General features: G+C 64.9%; 19 protein-coding genes and 1 other RNA gene. 3 read left to right on the top strand and 17 right to left on the bottom strand.

Annotation, left to right across the window (positions count from 1 at the left end):
* Positions 1 to 24: 24 nt before the first annotated feature.
* On the top strand, positions 25 to 780 hold the full coding sequence (locus AO057_RS06905; RefSeq protein WP_057674939.1) for a HesA/MoeB/ThiF family protein: 756 nt from the start codon (positions 25 to 27) through the stop codon (positions 778 to 780).
* 12 nt (positions 781 to 792) lie between these two features.
* Here AO057_RS06905 and AO057_RS06900 read toward each other — a convergent pair whose 3' ends face one another.
* A complete protein-coding gene (locus tag AO057_RS06900; protein WP_240480745.1) occupies positions 793 to 1,197 on the bottom strand; it encodes a thermonuclease family protein in 405 nt (134 codons plus the stop codon).
* Positions 1,198 to 1,420: 223 nt separating this feature from the next.
* Between AO057_RS06900 and AO057_RS06895 the strand changes: the two genes are divergently transcribed.
* Positions 1,421 to 2,182 carry a GGDEF domain-containing protein gene (locus tag AO057_RS06895; protein ID WP_057674937.1) on the top strand — a complete coding sequence of 254 codons (762 nt, stop codon included), beginning with the start codon at positions 1,421 to 1,423 and terminating at the stop codon, positions 2,180 to 2,182.
* Positions 2,182 to 3,015, top strand: a complete 834-nt coding sequence (locus AO057_RS06890; RefSeq protein WP_057674936.1) for a MinD/ParA family protein — start codon at positions 2,182 to 2,184, stop codon at positions 3,013 to 3,015. Before AO057_RS06895 ends, AO057_RS06890 begins: the two co-directional genes overlap by 1 nt.
* 26 nt (positions 3,016 to 3,041) lie before the next feature.
* On the opposite strand, the gene AO057_RS17430 is transcribed toward AO057_RS06890, so the two are convergent.
* The 16 genes from AO057_RS17430 to AO057_RS06815 form a co-directional block, all read right to left on the bottom strand.
* Positions 3,042 to 3,116: non-coding RNA, sX9 sRNA (locus AO057_RS17430), on the bottom strand.
* A gap of 125 nt (positions 3,117 to 3,241) precedes the next feature.
* Positions 3,242 to 3,664: a BLUF domain-containing protein gene (locus tag AO057_RS06885; protein ID WP_057674935.1), complete on the bottom strand. Its 423-nt coding sequence runs from the start codon at positions 3,662 to 3,664 to the stop codon at positions 3,242 to 3,244.
* A 2-nt stretch (positions 3,665 to 3,666) separates the two neighbouring features.
* Positions 3,667 to 4,371, bottom strand: coding sequence for a GTP cyclohydrolase I (folE, locus tag AO057_RS06880; protein WP_371258263.1), 705 nt, complete (start codon positions 4,369 to 4,371; stop codon positions 3,667 to 3,669).
* Positions 4,372 to 4,472: 101 nt separating this feature from the next.
* A complete protein-coding gene (gene clsB, locus AO057_RS06875) occupies positions 4,473 to 5,711 on the bottom strand; it encodes a cardiolipin synthase ClsB (protein WP_057674933.1) in 1,239 nt (412 codons plus the stop codon).
* Entirely contained in the window at positions 5,708 to 6,442 is a 735-nt protein-coding gene (locus AO057_RS06870) for an endonuclease/exonuclease/phosphatase family protein (protein WP_156404485.1), read from the bottom strand. The genes clsB and AO057_RS06870 overlap by 4 nt, the downstream gene beginning before the upstream one ends.
* Positions 6,443 to 6,447: 5 nt before the next feature.
* A complete protein-coding gene (gene nudB / locus AO057_RS06865; RefSeq protein ID WP_205630001.1) occupies positions 6,448 to 6,924 on the bottom strand; it encodes a dihydroneopterin triphosphate diphosphatase in 477 nt (158 codons plus the stop codon).
* 74 nt (positions 6,925 to 6,998) lie between these two features.
* The gene (aspS, locus tag AO057_RS06860; RefSeq protein WP_057674931.1) at positions 6,999 to 8,813 is read right to left on the bottom strand and encodes an aspartate--tRNA ligase; all 1,815 of its coding nucleotides are present in this window, start codon (positions 8,811 to 8,813) and stop codon (positions 6,999 to 7,001) included.
* 21 nt (positions 8,814 to 8,834) lie between these two features.
* Positions 8,835 to 9,485, bottom strand: coding sequence for a DUF502 domain-containing protein (locus tag AO057_RS06855; protein WP_057674930.1), 651 nt, complete (start codon positions 9,483 to 9,485; stop codon positions 8,835 to 8,837).
* A gap of 5 nt (positions 9,486 to 9,490) precedes the next feature.
* Positions 9,491 to 9,787 (bottom strand): FmdB family zinc ribbon protein, encoded by a 297-nt coding sequence (locus AO057_RS06850; RefSeq protein ID WP_057674929.1) that lies wholly within the window; start codon positions 9,785 to 9,787, stop codon positions 9,491 to 9,493.
* Between the two features lie 143 nt (positions 9,788 to 9,930).
* The gene (locus AO057_RS06845; protein WP_057674928.1) at positions 9,931 to 11,376 is read right to left on the bottom strand and encodes a high affinity choline transporter 1; all 1,446 of its coding nucleotides are present in this window, start codon (positions 11,374 to 11,376) and stop codon (positions 9,931 to 9,933) included.
* 50 nt (positions 11,377 to 11,426) lie between these two features.
* The gene (ubiB, locus tag AO057_RS06840; RefSeq protein ID WP_057674927.1) at positions 11,427 to 12,992 is read right to left on the bottom strand and encodes a ubiquinone biosynthesis regulatory protein kinase UbiB; all 1,566 of its coding nucleotides are present in this window, start codon (positions 12,990 to 12,992) and stop codon (positions 11,427 to 11,429) included.
* On the bottom strand, positions 12,989 to 13,522 hold the full coding sequence (locus AO057_RS06835) for a ubiquinone biosynthesis accessory factor UbiJ (protein WP_057674926.1): 534 nt from the start codon (positions 13,520 to 13,522) through the stop codon (positions 12,989 to 12,991). The genes ubiB and AO057_RS06835 overlap by 4 nt, the downstream gene beginning before the upstream one ends.
* 32 nt (positions 13,523 to 13,554) lie before the next feature.
* Positions 13,555 to 14,517 carry a Tim44 domain-containing protein gene (locus tag AO057_RS06830; protein WP_057674925.1) on the bottom strand — a complete coding sequence of 321 codons (963 nt, stop codon included), beginning with the start codon at positions 14,515 to 14,517 and terminating at the stop codon, positions 13,555 to 13,557.
* Positions 14,518 to 14,577: 60 nt separating this feature from the next.
* The gene (gene ubiE, locus AO057_RS06825) at positions 14,578 to 15,309 is read right to left on the bottom strand and encodes a bifunctional demethylmenaquinone methyltransferase/2-methoxy-6-polyprenyl-1,4-benzoquinol methylase UbiE (protein WP_057674924.1); all 732 of its coding nucleotides are present in this window, start codon (positions 15,307 to 15,309) and stop codon (positions 14,578 to 14,580) included.
* A gap of 2 nt (positions 15,310 to 15,311) precedes the next feature.
* Positions 15,312 to 15,725 (bottom strand): gamma-butyrobetaine hydroxylase family protein, encoded by a 414-nt coding sequence (locus AO057_RS06820; RefSeq protein ID WP_057674923.1) that lies wholly within the window; start codon positions 15,723 to 15,725, stop codon positions 15,312 to 15,314.
* A gap of 63 nt (positions 15,726 to 15,788) precedes the next feature.
* Entirely contained in the window at positions 15,789 to 19,682 is a 3,894-nt protein-coding gene (locus AO057_RS06815) for a DUF3683 domain-containing protein (RefSeq protein WP_082605442.1), read from the bottom strand.

Raw genomic sequence — 19,682 nt, 5'->3', positions numbered from 1 at the left:
ACGCCAGCCCTCTCTGAGCAGACGATGACCGACGATCAGCTGCTGCGTTATTCGCGCCATATCCTGCTCGAGGAAATCGGCATCGAAGGCCAGCAGCGCCTCCTCGACAGCCACGCCCTGATCATCGGTGCCGGCGGCCTGGGATCACCGGTCGCGCTCTACCTCGGCTCGGCCGGTGTCGGCCAGCTCACCGTGGTCGACCACGACACGGTCGATGTCACCAACCTGCAGCGCCAGATCGCCCACAGCATGGCGCGTGTGGGCGCGCCGAAGGTCGAATCCATCCGCCAGGCCGTGGCCGCCCTGAATCCCGACGTGCAGGTCCACACCGTCGCGCAACGTGCGGATGCCGCCCTGCTCGATGAGTTGGTGGCCCGTGCCGATGTGGTGCTGGACTGCAGTGACAACTTCGCCACCCGCCAGGCCGTCAACGCGGCCTGCGTACGCCTGCGCAAACCCCTGGTCTCAGGCGCGGCCATCCGTTTTGACGGTCAGCTCGCGGTCTATGACCCGCGCACGGCCGACTCCCCCTGCTACGCCTGCGTCTTTCCCCCGCAGGACGATTTCGAGGAAACCCGCTGTGCCACCCTGGGCGTGTTCGCGCCACTGGTGGGCATCATCGGCACCCTGCAGGCGGCCGAGGCCCTCAAGCTGCTCAGCGGTGCTGGCACGCCGCTGGCTGGCCGCCTGCTCATGCTGGACGGCCGGCACATGGCCTTCAGCGAGATCCAGATACCGCGCAACCCGGCCTGCCCGGTGTGCGGCCAGGCTGCCCACTGAAACAAGCCCGCCTCAGTGGCAGGGACCGTGGCGGCGGCGAAACTCACGCGGTAACTCAGCGCGTCCCTGGCGGAACAGTCCCAGCTGGCGCGCCCGTGCCTGGCCTTCCTGCTGCGCATACGGCCCGCTTTGCCCGCGGTAGCGGTAGGACCAGGCGTGGCCCTGGCTGACCAGCCAGGCCCCCAGGTCCTGCCCGCGCAGACTGACCCGCGCCAGGGCCCGGCCGTAATCGTCATGCCGGCGCACGCGGACCTGCACCGCCTGACCCAGCACCCGGCCCACCAGGGCGGCCCGCGCCGTCTCACCATGGATCTGGCAGAGTTCGGGCGCATCGATACCGTCGATGCGTACCGGACGGGGCGCACCACCGCGCTGCGGCCGCACCCACAGCGTGTCGCCATCGCTGACATGGGTCACAGTGCCCGCCCAGCTCGAAATCGACGTCCGCGCAGCCGCTGGGGCCAACAGACTCAGCAGCAACAGCAACCCGCAGGCCCACTTCATATCCCGCACTTTCTCATTCCCTGTTTCCATGCCCAGTCGCTCGAAGCCGTGATTTAAAGGAAGAAGCCGGTCAAATTTGGCTCCTTGCCCCGCAGGGCTCCTGTTAGACTTTGATGGTAAATGATGGACATCCTCTGTGAGTTCAGCTGCCACTCCCCCGGTTGACGTGCATGCGCTGCGTCTGGACGACGCGCGCGCGCTGCTCGAGCACGACGGCACCGAGCTGCCGGCGCCGGCTGACGGGCCCACCGCCTACCTGCAGCGCATCATCGACGGGCTGTGCGAACTCTCCCTGCGCGACCCGCTGACGGGTCTGGCCAACCGACGCCATTTCAGGGCGGTACTCTCGCGTGAGATAGAAATCGTGGCCCGCTCCGGCAACTCGGCCCTGCTGCTGATGCTGGACATCGACCACTTCAAGAAAATCAACGACACCCATGGCCACCTGGCCGGTGACAAGGTCTTGCAGGCCGTGGCGCGCTGCATCGCCAGCTGCGTGCGCCCGCAGGATACCGTGGCCCGCTACGGTGGCGAGGAATTTGCCATCGTCATGCCCGACTGCCAGGCAGCCTATGGCGAGACCGTCGCCGAGCGCGTGCGCCAGTCGGTCGCCGCATTGTCCATACCGGCCAGTCCAGTGATCAACCTGGAGATCACTACCAGCGTGGGCGGCGCCTTCGCCCCGGTCTGGGTGCGCTCCACCGCCGATCTGTGGATCGAGCGTGCCGACACCCAGCTCTACCTGGCCAAGGCCCAGGGGCGCAACCGGGTGTGCATCGATCACCAACAAGTCATTTCCGTCAGTCCGGAAGAGAAAAGCCTGCTGTTCGGCAACCTGGCCCTGGCCGACTCCGCCTGGGGTGACCTGACCGACAGCAGCACGCAGAGGTTCAGCTGATGAGTGATGAAGTGAATACCGACAAGGACAAGCCGGCGCCACCCGTGCCCCTCAAACCCCTGGGCAAGGTGCTGGCCATCACCAGCGGCAAGGGCGGCGTGGGCAAGACCTTCGTCTCGGCCAACCTGGCCGCCGCGCTGGCGCGGCGCGGCCTGCGTGTGCTGGTGCTGGATGCCGACCTCGGCCTGGCCAACCTGGACGTGGTGCTCAATCTCTATCCCAAGACCACGCTGCACGACGTCTTCACCGGCAAGGCCAAGCTGGATGAGGCCATCATCAAGGCACCGGGCGGTTTTTCGGTGCTGCTGGCTGGCTCCGGCATGGTCGAATACTCACGCCTGACCCCCGAAGTGCGTGACGAATTCCTGCGCGTGATGGAGAGCCTGGTGCCGCGTTTTGATGTGGTGCTGCTCGACACCGGCGCCGGCATCTCCGACGTGGTCCTGTTCGCCGTCTCCCTGGCCTCCGAGGTGCTGCTGGTGGTCACGCCTGAGCCGACCTCGCTGACCGATGCCTACGCCACCATCAAGGTGCTGGTCGGCCAGCAGAAGCGCCAGACCATCCGCATGATCGTCAACCAGACCGCCCGTCCGGGTGACGGCCGGGCCATCACGGTCCAGTTGCAGCAGGTGGTGGACCGCTTCGTTCCTGGCGAGCCGGGCAAACCGGTCAAGCTGGTGCACCTGGGCGACATCCCGGTCGACCCCTCTGTGCGTCAGGCCATCATGCGCCGCCAGTTGCTCATGCAGGTCACACCGGGCTGCCCGGCCGGACTGGCCCTGGTCCAGCTGGCAGGCAAGATCGAAGACACGGTCATCCCCAAGAACAGCTGAGGCTCACGCCTTGCTACGCCCAAACTGGCGAAGAAATCGTAGCGAGCAGCCCGAGCGCAAGGCGGACGGAGCGCAGGAACCGGAACGTACTTCAAGTACGTGAGGATTTCGACAACGAAGTTGCGGCGCAGGCTTACTTTCGCAAAGCGAAAGTTAAGCGCAGCGGCCGAAGCCAACACCGCCCAACGCCGCGACGGGCAAGCGCAGTAGATTTATTCGCCAGTTTTTAGCTGCGGCCGATGATGGACGCCGTCGCCATCAGCTCTTCGAGCAGGGCCAGCGAAACGCGGCCTGACACCGAGTAAGGATCCAGCTCCGGCTTCTCGGAATACTTCAGCAGGATCGAGGTGTTGATGCGCGAGAGGTTGACCTGCCCCATGGTCCAGCCGCCAAAGCGCCGTTCGGTGATTTCCTCGTAGTGCAACAGCACCACGTCCTTGTGGCGCACATCGCGCTGGATGTGGCCATAAAGGTCGCTGACCGCATTGCGTCCACCCTCGATGGCTTGCAGGAAGATGCCGCCGCCGTAACACAGGATGCCGGTGACGCCACAGCTCGGGTTGTACTGGCGCGAGTGCGCGAGGATGTTCTCGATGGCTTCCGGGCTCGTATCAATGGCGCGGCTGGCGTAAAGCAGGCGGACCAGCATGTTCAGCTCCTCCGGGGAATCAGTGACAGGAATTCGCGGCGCAGGTTGGGATCCTTCAGGAACACGCCGCGCATGACCGAGTTGATCATCTTGCTGTCCATGTCCTTCACCCCGCGCCAGGCCATGCAGTAGTGGCTGGCTTCCATGACGATGGCCAGGCCATCGGGCTGGGTCTTTTCCTGGATCAGGTCGGCCAGCTGCACGACGGCCTCTTCCTGGATCTGCGGCCGGCCCATGATCCACTCGGCCAGACGCGCGTACTTGGACAGGCCGATGACATTGGTGTGCTCGTTGGGCATGACACCGATCCAGATCTTGCCGATGACCGGGCAGAAATGGTGCGAACAGGCACTGCGCACCGTAATCGGACCGACGATCATCAGCTCGTTGAGGTGCTCGGCATTGGGGAATTCCGTGATGGTCGGCGCCTGCACATAACGCCCGCGAAACACCTCGTTGACGTACATCTTGGCCACGCGCCGCGCCGTGTTGTCGGTGTTGTGGTCGTTCTCGGTATCGATCACCAGGCTGTCGAGCACGTGCTGCATCTTGTGCTCGACCTCGTCGAGCAACTGCTCCAGCTCGCCAGGCTCAATGTAGGGGGCGATGTTGTCGTTCGCGTAGAAGCGCTTGCGCGCCGCCAGCAGGCGTTCGCGAATCTTCACGGACACCGGGGTGCCCTCGTTGGCAGCGTCTGTCGGGTTCATGGGACTCTGGCTTTTCTTCAGCATGCCGTTATGGTAACAGCGATTCACCATCAGGGTTATCGGCGAAACAACCTTTGACAGCAACAGATGAAGCTATCAATTCAGTAGCGATTGCCGGTCAGGAACACGCCCACCCGCATCAGGCTGAAGGCCATGCGATCCAGCAGGCGCTGATGCCAGGGCCGGTTGGCATAACGGGTCGGGTCCACACGACGCCCTTCATGCTCCATGGCATGGACCAGGCGGGCGCGCAGATCCCGCGCAAAACCGGCATCGTCCACCACCACATTGGCCTCCCGCGCCAGCAGGAGGCTCAGGGGATCGAGGTTGGAGGATCCGACGGTGGCCCAGTGGCCATCGATCACCGCCACCTTGGCATGCAGGAAGCTGGGCGAGTACTCATGGATTTCCATGCCGGCCCCCAACAGGACGCCGTACACCATACGGACGGCGTGAAATTGCATGAAATACTCGTAGCGCCCCTGCAGCAGCAGGCGCACCCGCACACCGCGCTGCCTGGCGTGCATCAGCGACTGTCTCAATTTGCGTCCCGGTGCGAAATAGGCGTTGGCAATGATGATCTCTTCGCGCGCTTCGGCGATCGCTTTGCGATAGGCGCGCTCGATGCGGCTGCGGTGCCGCAAATTGTCGCGCAGCAGCAGGGCCGCGCGCGTCCCCGCGCCGCCACGAAGCACAGTGTCCAACTCGGCGCTGTCGGCTGCGCCCTCCTGCAGCGCCTGTCTGACCGCTTCTTCCAAGTGATGCCAAGCCGCCGGCAGATCGACTTCCCGGACCTTGCTACCCGCCTGTACTCGCCACCAGAACTGGACCGTCACCTCGTGCACGGCACGCACCAGAGGTCCTGTGACACGCACCGCAAAATCGAGGCGCGGCGCCTCAAGAGGGCCATGGTTGGGATCGTTCCTGTCATCCAGGACATTGATGCCACCGCAGAAAGCCACCCGGCCATCGACCACGCACAGCTTGCGATGCAGCCGGCGCCAGCGGCTGGGGATCAGCAGCCCAAGCCGCCCCAGGGGGAGAAAGATCCGCCACTGCACGCCGGCCGCGTCGAAGCGACCGGACCATTCTGCCGGCAGCGTGGGCGTGCCCACGCCATCCATCACCAGGTACACCTCCACCCCGCGCTGCGCCGCCCGCACCAAGGCCGCAGCCACCTGCTCGCCAGCGGCGTCCGGATGGAAGATGTAGGTCTCGATGCGCACTTCGTGCAGCGCCCGGTCGATCGCCCGCACCATGGCGGGGAACAGTTCCTGCCCGCCCTGCAGCAGTTGCACGTGATGCGCAGCACGCAAGGTGGGGAGGTGACGGTCCGTCATGCTGGCAGACTGAATTCCGCAATCAGCGGCAGATGGTCGGACATGCGCCACCAGGCGCGCCCGCGCGGCACGTCCACATGCAGCGGCTGCAGGCCGCGCGCATAGACGTAGTCCAGCTGCACCAGGGGCAGACGGGCCGGAAAGGTGGGGTTGCGACCCGGGTGCCAGGTCTGCATCTGCATGCCTTCGAGCATGAGACGCACGCGGTCACCCCAGTCGTTGAAGTCGCCTGCCACGATCAGCGGGGCACCGGCCGGCACCTCGCGCTCGATATAACGGCTCAGCTGATCCACCTGGCGCACGCGGCTGGCACGGATCAGGCCCAGATGCACCACCACCACATGCACCGGTCGCTCGTTCACCATGACCTCGCTGTGCAGCAAGCCGCGCTGCTCGAACCGATGGTCCGAGATGTCCTCATGCTGGTGCGACACCACCGGCCAGCGTGACAGCATGGCGTTGCCATGCTCGCCGTGCCGGGTATAGGCATTGGTGCGGTAGACCGCCTCGTAACCCTCAGGCGCCAGGAAATCGGCCTGCGGCATCTCGGGCCAACGGCTGAAGTACTGCTCCTCGCGCCGGTGCACCTTGCGCACCTCCTGCAGGCAGACGATGTCGGCGTCGAGCTGCTCCACGGCCAGCCCCAGGTTGTGGATCTCCAGGCGCCGGCGCGGGCCCAGGCCTTGCACGCCCTTGTGGATGTTGTAGGTGGCGACGCGCAGGGTCTTCATGGTCATCATTCTGGCAGGACGGACGACGTCCTGGCAAAACGCGGCAACATCAGGCAGGCCTCGGCATTGCTGGGCGAGGCACAGGCCTCGGCCGCATCGCGCCAGGGCAGCCATTGATAGTCGGTGTGCTCGCGCGGACTCAAGGTCACGGCCGTGGTCGCCGGCACCAGCAGGCCGAACAGATGCTCGGTGTTGCGTATCACTCCCGGCGCGTAACGGTGACGCCAGCGCGGATAGATCTCGTAGACGTTTTCCAGCCCCCAGTCCAGCAGCGCATGGCCACGGGCGCGGGCATCGATGCCGGTCTCCTCGGCGACCTCGCGCATGGCCGTGGTCTCGAAGGATTCGTCGAGGTGGTCCTTGGCGCCGGTGACCGACTGCCAGTAGTCCTCGGCGTCGGCGCGCTTGATGAGCAGCACCTCGAGGTCGGGCGTATGGATCACCACCAGCACGGACTGAGGGATTTTGTAGATCGGGTCCATGAATGGAAAAAGGGCGGTCCGGGAGCGCAAAAAGGGCGCTACCAGAGCGCCCTTTGATTCTGCACCAAGACCCCTCAGGCCGCCTTGACGCCGTCCGGGTTGCGCAGGCGGATGTGCAGCTCGCGCAATTGCTTCTCGTCCACCGGGCTCGGGGCCTGGGTCAGCAGGCACTGGGCGCGCTGGGTCTTGGGGAAGGCGATCACATCGCGGATGGACTCGGCACCGGTCATCAGCGTCACGATGCGGTCCAGGCCGAAGGCCAGGCCGCCGTGCGGCGGCGCGCCATACTGCAGCGCATCCAGCAGGAAACCGAATTTCATCTGGGCCTCTTCAGGTGTGATCTTCAGGGCGTCGAACACCTTCTGCTGCACGTCGGCGCGGTGGATACGGACCGAGCCGCCCCCCATTTCCCAGCCGTTGAGCACCATGTCGTAGCCCTGGGAGATGCACTTCTCGGGCGCGGTGACCATCCAGTCTTCATGGCCGGCCTTGGGCGCGGTGAAGGGGTGGTGCACGGCGGTGTAGCGCTGGTTTTCCTCGTCGAACTCGAACATGGGGAAGTCCACCACCCACATCGGCGCCCAGCGGGCCTCGAACAGGCCGTTCTTCTTGCCGAATTCGCTGTGGCCGATCTTGATGCGCAGCGCACCGATGGCGTCATTGACGATCTTGGCCTTGTCGGCACCGAAGAAGATCAGGTCGCCGTCTTGCGCACCCGTGCGCTTGAGCACTTCAGTCAGCGCGGCGTCATGGATGTTCTTGACGATGGGTGACTGCAGGCCATCGCGACCCTTCGCTACTTCGTTGACGCGGATATAGGCCAGGCCCTTGGCGCCGTAGATCTTGACGAACTCGGTATAGGCGTCGATCTCGCCACGGCTGATGCCGCCGCCTTCGACCGAACCACCAGGCACGCGCAGCGCCACGACACGGCCACCCACCATATTGGCGGCACCCGAGAACACCTTGAAGTCCACGTCCTTCATGAGCTCGGTCACTTCGGTGAACTGCAGCTTCACGCGCAAATCGGGCTTGTCCGAGCCGTACAGGTACATGGCATCCTGGTAGGTCATGACCGGGAATTCGCCCAGGTCCACCCCGATGGTGTTCTTGAACACCGTGGTGATCATGCCCTGGAACATGTCGCGGATGTCCTGCTCGCTCAGGAAGCTGGTCTCGATATCGATCTGCGTGAACTCGGGCTGGCGGTCGGCGCGCAGGTCTTCGTCGCGGAAACACTTGGTGATCTGGTAATAACGGTCGAAGCCGGCCACCATCAGCAACTGCTTGAAGAGCTGGGGCGACTGCGGCAACGCGAAGAACTGGCCGTCGTGCACGCGGCTGGGCACCAGGTAGTCGCGCGCGCCCTCGGGCGTGCTCTTGGTCAGCATGGGCGTCTCGATGTCCACGAAGCCATTGGCGTCGAGGAACTTGCGCACCTCCATGGCCACCTTGTAACGCAGCATCAGGTTGTTCTGCATGTAGGGGCGGCGCAGGTCCAGCACGCGGTGCGTCAGGCGCGTGGTCTCGGACAGGTTGTCCTCGTCAAGCTGGAAGGGCGGCGTGACGGAGGGGTTGAGCACGTTCAGCTCATGGCACAGCACCTCGATCTTGCCGCTCTTGAGGCTGTCGTTGGTGGTGCCTTCGGGGCGCGAGCGCACCAGGCCCTTGACCTGGATGCAGAACTCGTTGCGCAGGCCTTCGGCGGTCTTGAACATCTCCGCACGGTCCGGGTCGCAGACCACCTGCACATAACCTTCGCGGTCGCGCAGGTCGACGAAGATCACGCCACCGTGGTCGCGCCGACGGTTGACCCAGCCGCACAGGGTGACGGTTTGACCCAGCAGGGCCTCGGTCACGAGACCGCAGTAGTGGGAACGCATGGCCATTTGGCTTACTCTTTCAGAAACTCAGGGATGGGGTTGCTGGCCGGGTTCGGCCGGCTGCAGCGGGGAGTGCTTGGCAGCGCCAGGAACGATCACCCCCATGGAAATCACATAGGTCAGTGCCTCGTCGACGTTCATGTCGAGGACGATGCAGTCGCTCGTCTTGATCATCACGAAATAGCCACCGGTCGGATTGGGCGTGGTCGGCACATAGACGCTCAGGTACTCACCTGGCAGATGGTTGACCAGGTCGCCACCGGGCGTGCCGGTCACGAAACCGATGGTCCACATGCCCTCACGCGGCCACTGCACCAGCACGGCCTGGCGAAAGGCGTTGCCCTTCTCGGAAAACAGAGTGTCCGAGACCTGCTTGACGCCTGAATAGATGGAGCGCACCACCGGGATGCGGTGCAGCAGCGCGTGCCACCAGCCGACCAGCTGGTTACCGATGATGTTGGAGGCCAGGGCGCCGATGGCCAGCACCACAGCCAGGGCGAACACCACGCCCAGGCCGGGGATGTGCAGACCCAGCCAGCGGTCCGGTTGCCAGGCCTCGGGCAGGATGCGCAGGGTCTGGTCCAGCGTGGACACCACCCATTCCAGCACCCAGACGGTTATGCCCAGCGGGGCCAGCACCAGCAGGCCCGCGAACAGCCATTTGCGGAATTTGGCCATGGGTTTCAAGCGCAACCGCAGCCTGTGCCGCAACTGTGGCTGGCCGGCGCAGCGGCAGCCGGCGCCTCGCTGGTCGCGGCTGTAGCGGCCGTGGCAGTGGTAGCGGCGGCAGGGGTGGCACCCCCGCGGAAATCGGTGGCGTACCAGCCGCTGCCCTTGAGCTGGAAGCCGGCGGCCGTCACCTGCTTGCGGAAAGTGGGTTTGCCGCAGGCCGGGCAGTCGCTCAGGGTCGGGTCGGAGATCTTCTGCAGCACATCCTTGGCAGCACCGCAGGATTCACATTTGTAGGCGTAAATTGGCATGGCTCGAAGGAGGTGGAAGGGGTCAAATCAGACGAAAGCCCTGCACGCACCCCGTCCTGTGACAGGGGAACCGGCAGGAAACCCTCAATTATAGGCGGCCACCCCGGAATCAAGGCCGATGCCCACCCCGGGGCCGGGGCGTCTTACTCCACGCCCGCCAGCTTGTGGTGGCCGGCATGCCGGTTGACGATGGTCTGGGGCCCGAGCGAACCCAGCAACATGCCCGCCAGCGCAGCCAGCACGCCGGCCAGCTGGGCCGGGAACTCCTCGCCTGCCGGGGTGGCCAGGAAAAGCCCCCAGGTCAGCAGACCCAGCACGATGGAGAAAAGTGCGCCCTGCGTGGTGGCACGCTGCCAGTACAGACCGAAGACCAGCGGAATGAAGGCCCCCACCAGGGTCACCTGGTAGGCGCCGGACACCATTTCATAGATCGAGGTGCCCTGCATCTTGATCGCATACAGCAGCACCAGGGCGCTGAAGAGCAGCACGGTGATGCGCATGGTCTTCAACTCCTGCTTGTCGCTCATGTGCGGGTTGAACTGGCGCCAGATGTTCTCCACGAAGGTCACGCTGGGCGCCAGCAAGGTGGCCGAGGCGCAGGACTTGATGGCTGAGAGCAGCGCGCCGAAAAACAGCACCTGCATGATGAAGGGCATCTGTTCCATCACCAGGGTGGGCAGCACTTTCTGCGGGTCTTCCTGCAACAGGGCATTGGCGCGCTCGGGCATGATGATCAGGGCGCTGACGACCAGGAACATCGGCACGAAGGCGAACAGGATGTAAAGCATCCCGCCAATCACGGCCCCCCGGGAGGCCGACTTGGCACTGTCGGCCGACATCACGCGCTGAAACACGTCCTGTTGCGGGATGGACCCCAGCATCATGGTGATAGCCGCGGCGATGAAAAACACCACGTCCTTGAAGCTGGGCTCGGGCAGGAAGTTGAACATGTCGCGGCTGACCGCCAGCGCCACGACCTTGTCGGCGCCGCCGGCCATATGGCCGGCAAACACGGCCAGGATGCTCAGGCCGGCTACCAGGATGATCATCTGGATGAAGTCGGTCAGCGCCACCGACCACATGCCCCCGAACAGCGTGTAGGCCAGAACGGATACCACGCCAATCACCATGCCCACGGGGATGCTGATGGCGCCGCCTGACAGCAGGTTGAACACCAGGCCCAGGGCCGTGACCTGGGCCGACACCCAGCCCAGATAGCTCAGCATGATGATGAGCGAGCAGACGACTTCGACGCTGCGACCATAACGCTCGCGGAAGAAGTCGCTGATGGTCAGCAGGGTCATGCGGTAGAGCTTGGCGGCGAAGAAGATGCCGACCAGGATCAGGCAGGTACCGGCCCCGAAGGGGTCTTCGACCACGCTACCCAGGCCACCGCCGACGAACTTGGCCGGAATGCCCAGCACCACCTCCGAGCCGAACCAGGTGGCGAAAGTGGTGGTGACGATCATGACCAGCGGCAACCGGCGCCCGGCGATGGCGAAGTCCGCCGAGTTCTTGACGCGTTTGGCAGCGTACAGGCCGATGGCAATGGTCACCAGCAGGTAAACAATGACGAGGGTCAGCAGCACCGTGTATCTCCTTGATTCATTGGGCCCGGATTATCCCCAGAACCTATTCCCTAAAACAACTGGAAGCGGATCACCATCTGGACGACGATCAATCCCAAAGCAAAACCGATGCCTGCGTAGATCAGCGCCTGCAGCAGGCGATTGGTGCGGCGCTGCTCGGCCAGCAGTTCTTCCAGCTCGCGGCGGTTCCCGACGGCGTTGTGTTTCAGGTAGTCGTGCAGCAGGCGCGGCAGGTCCGGCAGCATCTTGGCGTAGCGCGGCGCCTGGTTCTTCAGCTCCTCCAGCAGCCTGCGCGGGCCGATCTGGTCGGCCATCCACTTCTCCAGGAAGGGCTTGGCCGTGCTCCAGAGGTCCAGATCGGGGTCGAGCTCGCGGCCCAGGCCTTCGATGTTGAGCAGGGTCTTCTGCAGCAGCACCAGCTGCGGCTGGATCTCGACCTGGAAACGGCGCGAGGTCTGGAACAGGCGCATCAGCACCATGCCCAGCGAGATTTCCTTGAGCGGGCGGTCGAAATACGGTTCGCACACGGCGCGGATGGCGGATTCCAGCTCGTCCACGCGGGTGCGCGGCGGCACCCAGCCGGACTCGATGTGCAGCTCGGCCACACGCTTGTAGTCGCGCCGGAAGAAGGCCGTGAAGTTCTGCGCCAGGTATTCCTTGTCGTACTCGGTCAGCGTGCCCACGATGCCGAAGTCCAGCGAGATGTAGCGCCCGAAGGTGGCCGGGTCGGTGCTGATGAAGATGTTGCCCGGGTGCATGTCGGCGTGGAAGAAGCCGTCGCGGAACACCTGGGTGAAGAAGATGGTGACGCCGTCGCGGGCCAGCTTCTTCATGTCCACGCCCGCCTCGCGCAGGCGTGCGGTCTGGCTGATGGGGATACCCTTCATGCGCTCCATCACGATCACCTCGCTCTGGCAGTAGTCCCAGAACATCTCGGGGATCAGCACCAGGTCCAGGCCTTCCATGTTGCGGCGCAACTGGGCGGCACTGGCGGCCTCGCGCACCAGGTCGAGTTCGTCGTGCAGGTATTTGTCGAACTCGGCCACCACCTCTCGCGGCTTGAGGCGCTTGCCATCGGACGACAAGCCCTCGATCCAGCCGGCCATCAGGCGCATCAGGCTCAGGTCCTTCTCGATGGCCGGCAGCATGCCGGGGCGCAGCACCTTGACGGCCACCTCGCGCTCATGGCCATCACGGTCCCTGAGCTTGGCGAAATGCACCTGCGCAATGGAGGCGCTGGCGACCGGCTCACGCTCGAATTCGCTGAAGATCTGGTCCACCGGCTTGCGAAAGGCCCGCTCGATCGTGGCCACCGCCACCTCGGAGGGGAAAGGCGGCACGCGGTCCTGCAGCTTGGCCAGCTCGTCGGCCATGTCGGCCGGCAGCAGGTCACGCCGGGTCGAGAGCACCTGGCCGAACTTGACGAAGATCGGGCCCAGGCGTTCGAGCGCCTCACGCAGGCGCTGGCCACGCGGCGCGTCCAGATTGCGGCCGATCGAGACGATGCGTGCAATCACACGCAGCCAGGGCTTCTGGAAACTGGTCAGGACCAGCCCATCCAGACCATATCGCAGCACGATCCAGACGATGTAGGTGCCGCGTAGCAGACGGGTCATGCCTGGCCTCCGCGCTTGGGCGTCAGCCACTGGCGCAAAGTGTCCAGGGCTCGCCGCGCGGCCTGGGCCAGGCCATGGGCCGGTGCATCGCCGATGATGCGCGCCAGGTCTTCCTCGATGTCCCAGCGCACATGGTCGACCAGCCAGTTGATCTCGGCCGCCAGCTGAACGTCGCCCTCGATGCGCACCGCCGGCTTGTCACCCGCCAGCGCCGCCTGCATCAGGGCCACCGGGGAAGCCTCGGTCACGGAGAGCGTCAGGTCGGACGGGGTATCGGCGGCCGCCAGGTCCAGCAGACCGGCCGGCGTGAGCTGCAGCTTGAACTGGAACTCGCGCCAATGGAACAGCACCACCCGCCCCTTTTGCCGCGCCATCCGGTTCATGGCCTCGGGCTCCTGCATCAGCACATGGTTGAGCAGCAGCACGATACGCCGCTGCGTTTCCTGCACGGCCCACTCGGGTGGCTGCAGGGTCGTGCCGAGCTTCTGGAAAACGTCTTCCAGCAATGAAAAAGGGGACTGTGTTGCCATAGTCCCCGATTATTGATTAGAAGCAGGCTGATTTATTGCAGGGCCTGCACTCCGGCCACGAGCCAGCCGCGGCTGCCGTCCCTGGGTTTGACCATGTTCCAGACCTCGCGGAAGGGGCTGGGGCCGGCCTGCGGCGTCTCGCGGATCATGCCGGAGAACTCGACGCTGGCCATATAACCGTCGCCCAGTTCCTCGATGCCCAGCAACTGGGCCTGCAGCATCTGCACCTCGGTCAGGTTCACGGCGCCGCCCGTGTGGGCCTCGCGCTCGGCCAGCTGGGCGCTGATCTCGGTCAGCATGTCGTCCGTCATCATGGAGCGCAGGGTGCCCATGTCAGCCTGGTCCCAGGCGGCCTGCAGCAGGATGAAATTGCTCTTGGCGGCCTTGAGGAAGCCGTCGGCGTCAAAACCGGCGGGAACGCTCCAGCTGCTGGCCAGGCCAGAGCCGATCACGATGCCGGAGGTGCCGCCGGAGCCGTCAAAAGCCGTCTGGCTGCGCTCCCAGGGACGGGCCGAGGCGTCGTTGCCAACGTTCTCCGGGCGATAGGCGGGCTTGGCTGTGGGGACCTCACCGGCACCGGCCCCCTGGAAAGCGTAGGGGCTGCGGTCCGCGGCGCCAGCGCGTCGGCTGCGCATGAACCAGCCGAAAGCCATCATGGCCAGCAGCACCACCAGGGCAATCAGGATGAACTGGCCGAAGGCCTCGCCCAGGCCCAGCGAGCTGGCCAGCCATGCCAGACCCAGACCGGCGGCCAGGCCACCCAGCATGGCGCCCCAGGGCTTCTTCGGTGCGGCTGCAGGTGCCGCCGCCGGCGCAGCGGGTTTGGCCGCCGCCGCATTCTGTGCCGGGGCCCCAGGGGCGGCAGGCGCAGCCTCACGCTGCGTCACATTGCTCGACTGCTTGCCAACCGATTTGCCGCCGCCAAGGCGCTTGGCCTCGACGTCCACGGCGCCCAGCGCCAGGATCAGAGAGAGTGCCAAAGACCAGAGTTTCATGCTTGCTCCAAAAATACCGTACATGCCTGTGTATGCCGAACTTAACTCAAATCCGGTACGTCAGCACTTGATTCCAACATGAAGTGCCACCACACCGCCAGCCATGTTGTGAAAATCCACATGACCGAATCCGGCTTTTTTCATCATGGCCTTGAGTTCCTCCTGGCCCGGGTGCATGCGGATGGACTCCGCCAGGTAGCGATAGCTGTCGGCGTCGCCGGCCACCAGCTTGCCCAGCTGGGGCAGGATCTTGAAGGAATACCAGTCGTAGGCCTTGGCCAGCGGCGGCGCCACTTTCGAGAATTCCAGCACCAGCAGTTTGCCGCCGGGCTTGAGCACCCGGCACATTTCGGCCAGGGCCTGGTCCTTGTGGGTCATGTTGCGCAGGCCGAAGGCCACGCTGACCAGGTCGAAATGGCGATCCGGGAAAGGCAGCTTCTCGGCGTCGCAGACCACGGTGGGCAGGACCACGCCGGCGTCGATCAGGCGATCACGCCCCACGCGCAGCATGGCTTCGTTGATGTCGGTGTGCACCACCTGGCCGGTCTTGCCGACCTTTTTGGAAAAAGCCAGGGCCAGGTCACCGGTGCCGCCGGCGATGTCCAGCGCGCGGTCGCCCTCCTTCAGGTTGGCGACGGTAACGGTACAGGCCTTCCAGACACGATGCAGGCCGGCGGACATGAGGTCGTTCATGACATCGTATTTCGACGCCACCGAATCGAACACACCACGCACGCGGCGGGCCTTCTCGGCCTCGTCGACCGTCTCGAATCCGAAATGGGTGCTGCTCATGATCAATGACTGCCGCAGGCGTGGCCGGCTTTTTCGGGCATGGGCGCGTCGCGGTCCACGCCGGCTGCTTTAAGGCGGGATTCATAGTCGGCCCAGAGCTGGTCCTGCTGCGAGCCCAGGAAATAGAGGTAATCCCAGGAAAAGATGCCGCTGTCGTGGCCGTCGGAGAAGGTCGGCTGGACAGCGTAATTGCCCACCGGCTCCAGCCCCGCCAGTTCCACCTCGCGTTTGCCGGTCTGCAGCACCTCCTGGCCCGGACCGTGGCCCTGCACCTCGGCCGAGGGCGAATACACGCGCATCAGCTCGAAAGGGATGCGGAAGGTCTTGCCATCGGAAAAGGCTATTTCCAGCACCCGCGACTTGCTGTGCACCGTGAGATCCTGCGGCGTCGGTGCGCCGGACTGCAAACCTGCCATGAGAGTCACCTCGTCTGTTGAAAGCGGATTATCCCCAGACTGGCGGCCAAGCCGCCAGCAGGGTCATACCAGGACACGCTCGATACCGCCGGCGTTGGCCAAGGCAACGTACTGCGGCATCCAGCCCTCGCCCAGGATCTGGCGAGCCATCTCGACCACGATGTAGTCGGCCTCCAGCAGGCCGTTCTGCAGGTCGTTGCCGTAGCGGGTCAGGCCCTGCAGGCAGCTGGGGCAGCTGGTCAGGATCTTGACGTTGTCCTTCGCGCCCACCAGTCCGGCCTCGCGCAGTTCGGTTTCACCCTTGCGGATTTCCTCTTCCTTGCGGAAGCGCACCTGGGTGGACACATCGGGCCGGGTCACGCCCAGGGTGCCGGATTCGCCGCAGCAACGGTCGCTCTTGAGCACGTTGTCCTTCGAGTCCCCGGCCAGCAGCGTGCGCACCGTCTTCATCGAGTCGCCCAGCTTCATGGGGTTGTGGCAGGGCTCGTGGTAAAGATAGCCCCCCTGGGCGCCGCTGAGCTTGATGCCTTTTTCGAGCAGGAACTCGTGGATGTCGATGATGCGGCAGCCCGGGAAGATCTCCTCGAACTTGTAACCCTGCAGCTGGTCGTAACAGGTACCGCAACTCACCACCACGGTCTTGATGTCCAGGTAGTTCAGCGTGTTGGCCACGCGGTGGAAAAGCACCCGGTTGTCCGTGATCATCTTCTCCGCCTTGTCGAACTGGCCGCTGCCGCGCTGCGGATAACCACAACACAGATAACCCGGCGGCAGCACGGTCTGCACGCCTGCGTGCCAGAGCATGGCCTGGGTGGCCAGGCCGACCTGGCTGAACAGACGCTCCGAACCGCAACCCGGGAAATAGAACACCGCCTCGGTCTCGGCCGTGGTGGCCTGCGGGTCGCGGATGATGGGGACGTAGTCGGCATCCTCGATGTCCAGCAGGGCACGCGCCGTCTTCTTGGGCAGGCCACCGGGCATCTTCTTGTTGATGAAGTGGATCACCTGTTCCTTGATGGCCGCGGGGCCCACCGTGGCCGGCGGCCGGGCGGTCTGCTTCTTCGCCACCACACGCAACAGCTGGTTGGCCAGACGCTGGGCCTTGAAGCCCACGCCGACCATGGCCGTACGCATCAGCTTGATGGTCTCGGGGTTGGTCGCGTTGAGGAAGAACATGGCCGCCGCATTGCCCGGGCGCCAGGTCTTCTGCCCCATCTTGCGCAGCAGGTTGCGCATGTTCATCGAGACGTCGCCAAAGTCGATCTTCACCGGGCAGGGCGAGAGGCACTTGTGGCAGACCGTGCAGTGGTCGGCCACGTCCTCGAACTCCTGCCAGTGGCGGATCGAGATGCCGCGGCGAGTCTGCTCCTCGTAGAGGAAGGCCTCCACCAGCAGCGAGGTCGCCAGGATCTTGTTGCGCGGGCTGTACAGCAGGTTGGCGCGCGGCACGTGGGTGGAGCACACGGGTTTGCACTTGCCGCAGCGCAGGCAGTCCTTGACGCTGTCGGCAATGGCGCCGATGTCGCTCTGCTGCATGATCAGCGACTCATGCCCCATCAGGCCGAAGCTGGGCGTGTAGGCGTTGGTCAGGTCGGCGGGATGGGCGCTCTCGCGCAGCAGCTTGCCGCGGTTGAAGCGCCCCTCGGGGTCGATGCGTTGTTTGTAATCCGCAAAAGGCTGGAGCTCGGCGTCGCTCAGGAATTCGAGCTTGGTGATGCCGATGCCGTGTTCGCCCGAAATCACGCCGTCGAGTGAGCGCGCCAGCGCCATGATGCGCTTGACCGCGCCGTGCGCGGCCTGCAGCATCTCGTAGTCATCGCTGTTGACGGGAATGTTGGTGTGCACATTGCCGTCACCCGCGTGCATGTGCAGCGCCACCCAGACCCGGCCCTTGAGCACACGCTGCTGGATGGCATTGCATTCGGCCAGCATGGGCTCGAAGGCGCGGCCGGTGAAGATGTCCTGCAGCGGCGTGCGGATCTGGGTCTTCCAGCTCGCGCGCAAGGAATGGTCCTGCAGCTGGGGGAACAACTCATCCACCCGGTCCAGCCAGTCCTGCCACTGGGCGCGTACCGTACGCACCAGCTCGCGAGCCTGCGCCACACGTTCTTCCATGAGCTCGGCCGACGGCGCCTCGTTGGCGTCATCCGGCTTGCCGATCGTCAGCAAATGGGTGAGGCTGCCCTCGCCGAAGAAAACCTCCAGCTCGTCGGCCAGCTTGATCTTGTTGCGCAGCGAGAGCTCGATGTTGATGCGCTCGATGCCGTCGGTGTACTCGGCCATGCGCGGCAGCGGGATCACCACGTCCTCGTTGATCTTGAAGGCGTTGGTGTGCTTGCTGATGGCGGCCGTGCGCTTGCGGTCCAGCCAGAATTTCTTGCGCGCTTCGGCGCTGATGGCAACAAAGCCCTCGCCGCTGCGCGAATTGGCGATGCGTACCACCTCGCTGGTGGCGCGGGCCACGGCGTCGGTGTCGTCACCCACGATGTCGCCGATCAGCACCATCTTGGGCAGGCCGCCGCGTTTGCTCTTGGTGGCGTAACCCACGGCCTTGAGGTAGCGGTCGTCCAGGTGCTCCAGGCCCGCGAGCAGCACGCCACTGCGCTTCTGCTCGGCAAACATGAAGTCCTTGATCTCGACGATGCTGGGCACCGCGTCACGCGCGTGGCCGAAGAACTCCAGGCAGACCGTGCGGGTGTGCGCCGGCATGCGGTGCACCACCCAGCGCGCGCTGGTGATCAGGCCGTCACAGCCCTCCTTCTGCACGCCGGGCAGGCCGGAGAGGAACTTGTCGGTCACGTCCTTGCCCAGGCCTTCCTTGCGGAAACTCGGGCCCGGGATGTCCAGGCGCTCGGTCTTCACCAGCTTCTTGCCGTCGGCCTCGAAATACTTGAGTTCGAAGCTGGCGACGTCGGCGTCGTGGATCTTGCCCAGGTTGTGGCCCACACGTGTGACTTCCAGCCAGCCCGCGTCGGGCGTGACCATGCGCCAGCTCGCCAGGTTGTCCAGCGCCGTACCCCAGAGCACGGCCTTCTTGCCACCGGCATTCATGGCGATGTTGCCGCCCACGCAGGAAGCCTCGGCCGAGGTCGGATCGACCGCAAACACAAAGCCCGCGCGCTCGGCCGCATCGGCCACGCGCTGCGTCACCACACCGGCCTCGGTCCAGATGGTGGGCACGGCCCGGTCCAGGCCGGGCAGCTGCAGCATCTCCACCTCGGTCATGGCCTCGAGCTTCTCGGTGTTGATCACCGCACTCTTCCAGCTCAGCGGAATGGCGCCGCCCGTGTAGCCCGTGCCACCCCCGCGCGGGATGATGGTCAGGCCCAGCTCGATACAACCCTTGACCAGTCGCGCCATCTCGGCTTCGCTGTCAGGCGTCAGCACCACAAAGGGGTATTCGACGCGCCAGTCGGTCGCGTCGGTCACATGCGAAACCCGCGACAGGCCGTCGAACTTGACGTTGTCCTTGGCCGTCAATCGGCTGAGCGTGCGCTGGGCCTTGCGGCGCAGGGCGGCAATTTTCTGGAAAGAGGCATCAAAGGCCTCGACGGCGCGGCTGGCCGCTTCCAGCAATTCGCCCACCAGCGCGTCGCGCTGCGGGTCGGCCTGCGGCGTGCGGCGCTTCTGCACCTCGCCCAGGCGATGGTGCAGGGCCTCGACCAGCAGCACCCGGCGTTTGGGGTTGTCCAGCAGGTCGTCCTGCAGGTAGGGATTGCGCTGCACCACCCAGATGTCGCCCAGCACCTCGTAGAGCATGCGGGCCGAACGGCCGGTGCGGCGCTCCTCGCGCAGCTGGTTGAGCACCTCCCAGGCACGGGCGCCGAGCAGGCGGATGACGATCTCGCGGTCGGAGAAGGAGGTGTAGTTGTAGGGAATTTCGCGGATGCGCTCGTGGCCGTGCGGCGCATGGCCGGCTGCATCCACGAATTGATCTAGCGGAGTCGGTGCGTTCAT

The organism is Curvibacter sp. PAE-UM, assembly GCF_001432305.1.
GTDB lineage: Bacteria > Pseudomonadota > Gammaproteobacteria > Burkholderiales > Burkholderiaceae_C > Hylemonella.
This window is presented reverse-complemented; position numbering and strand designations above follow the sequence as displayed.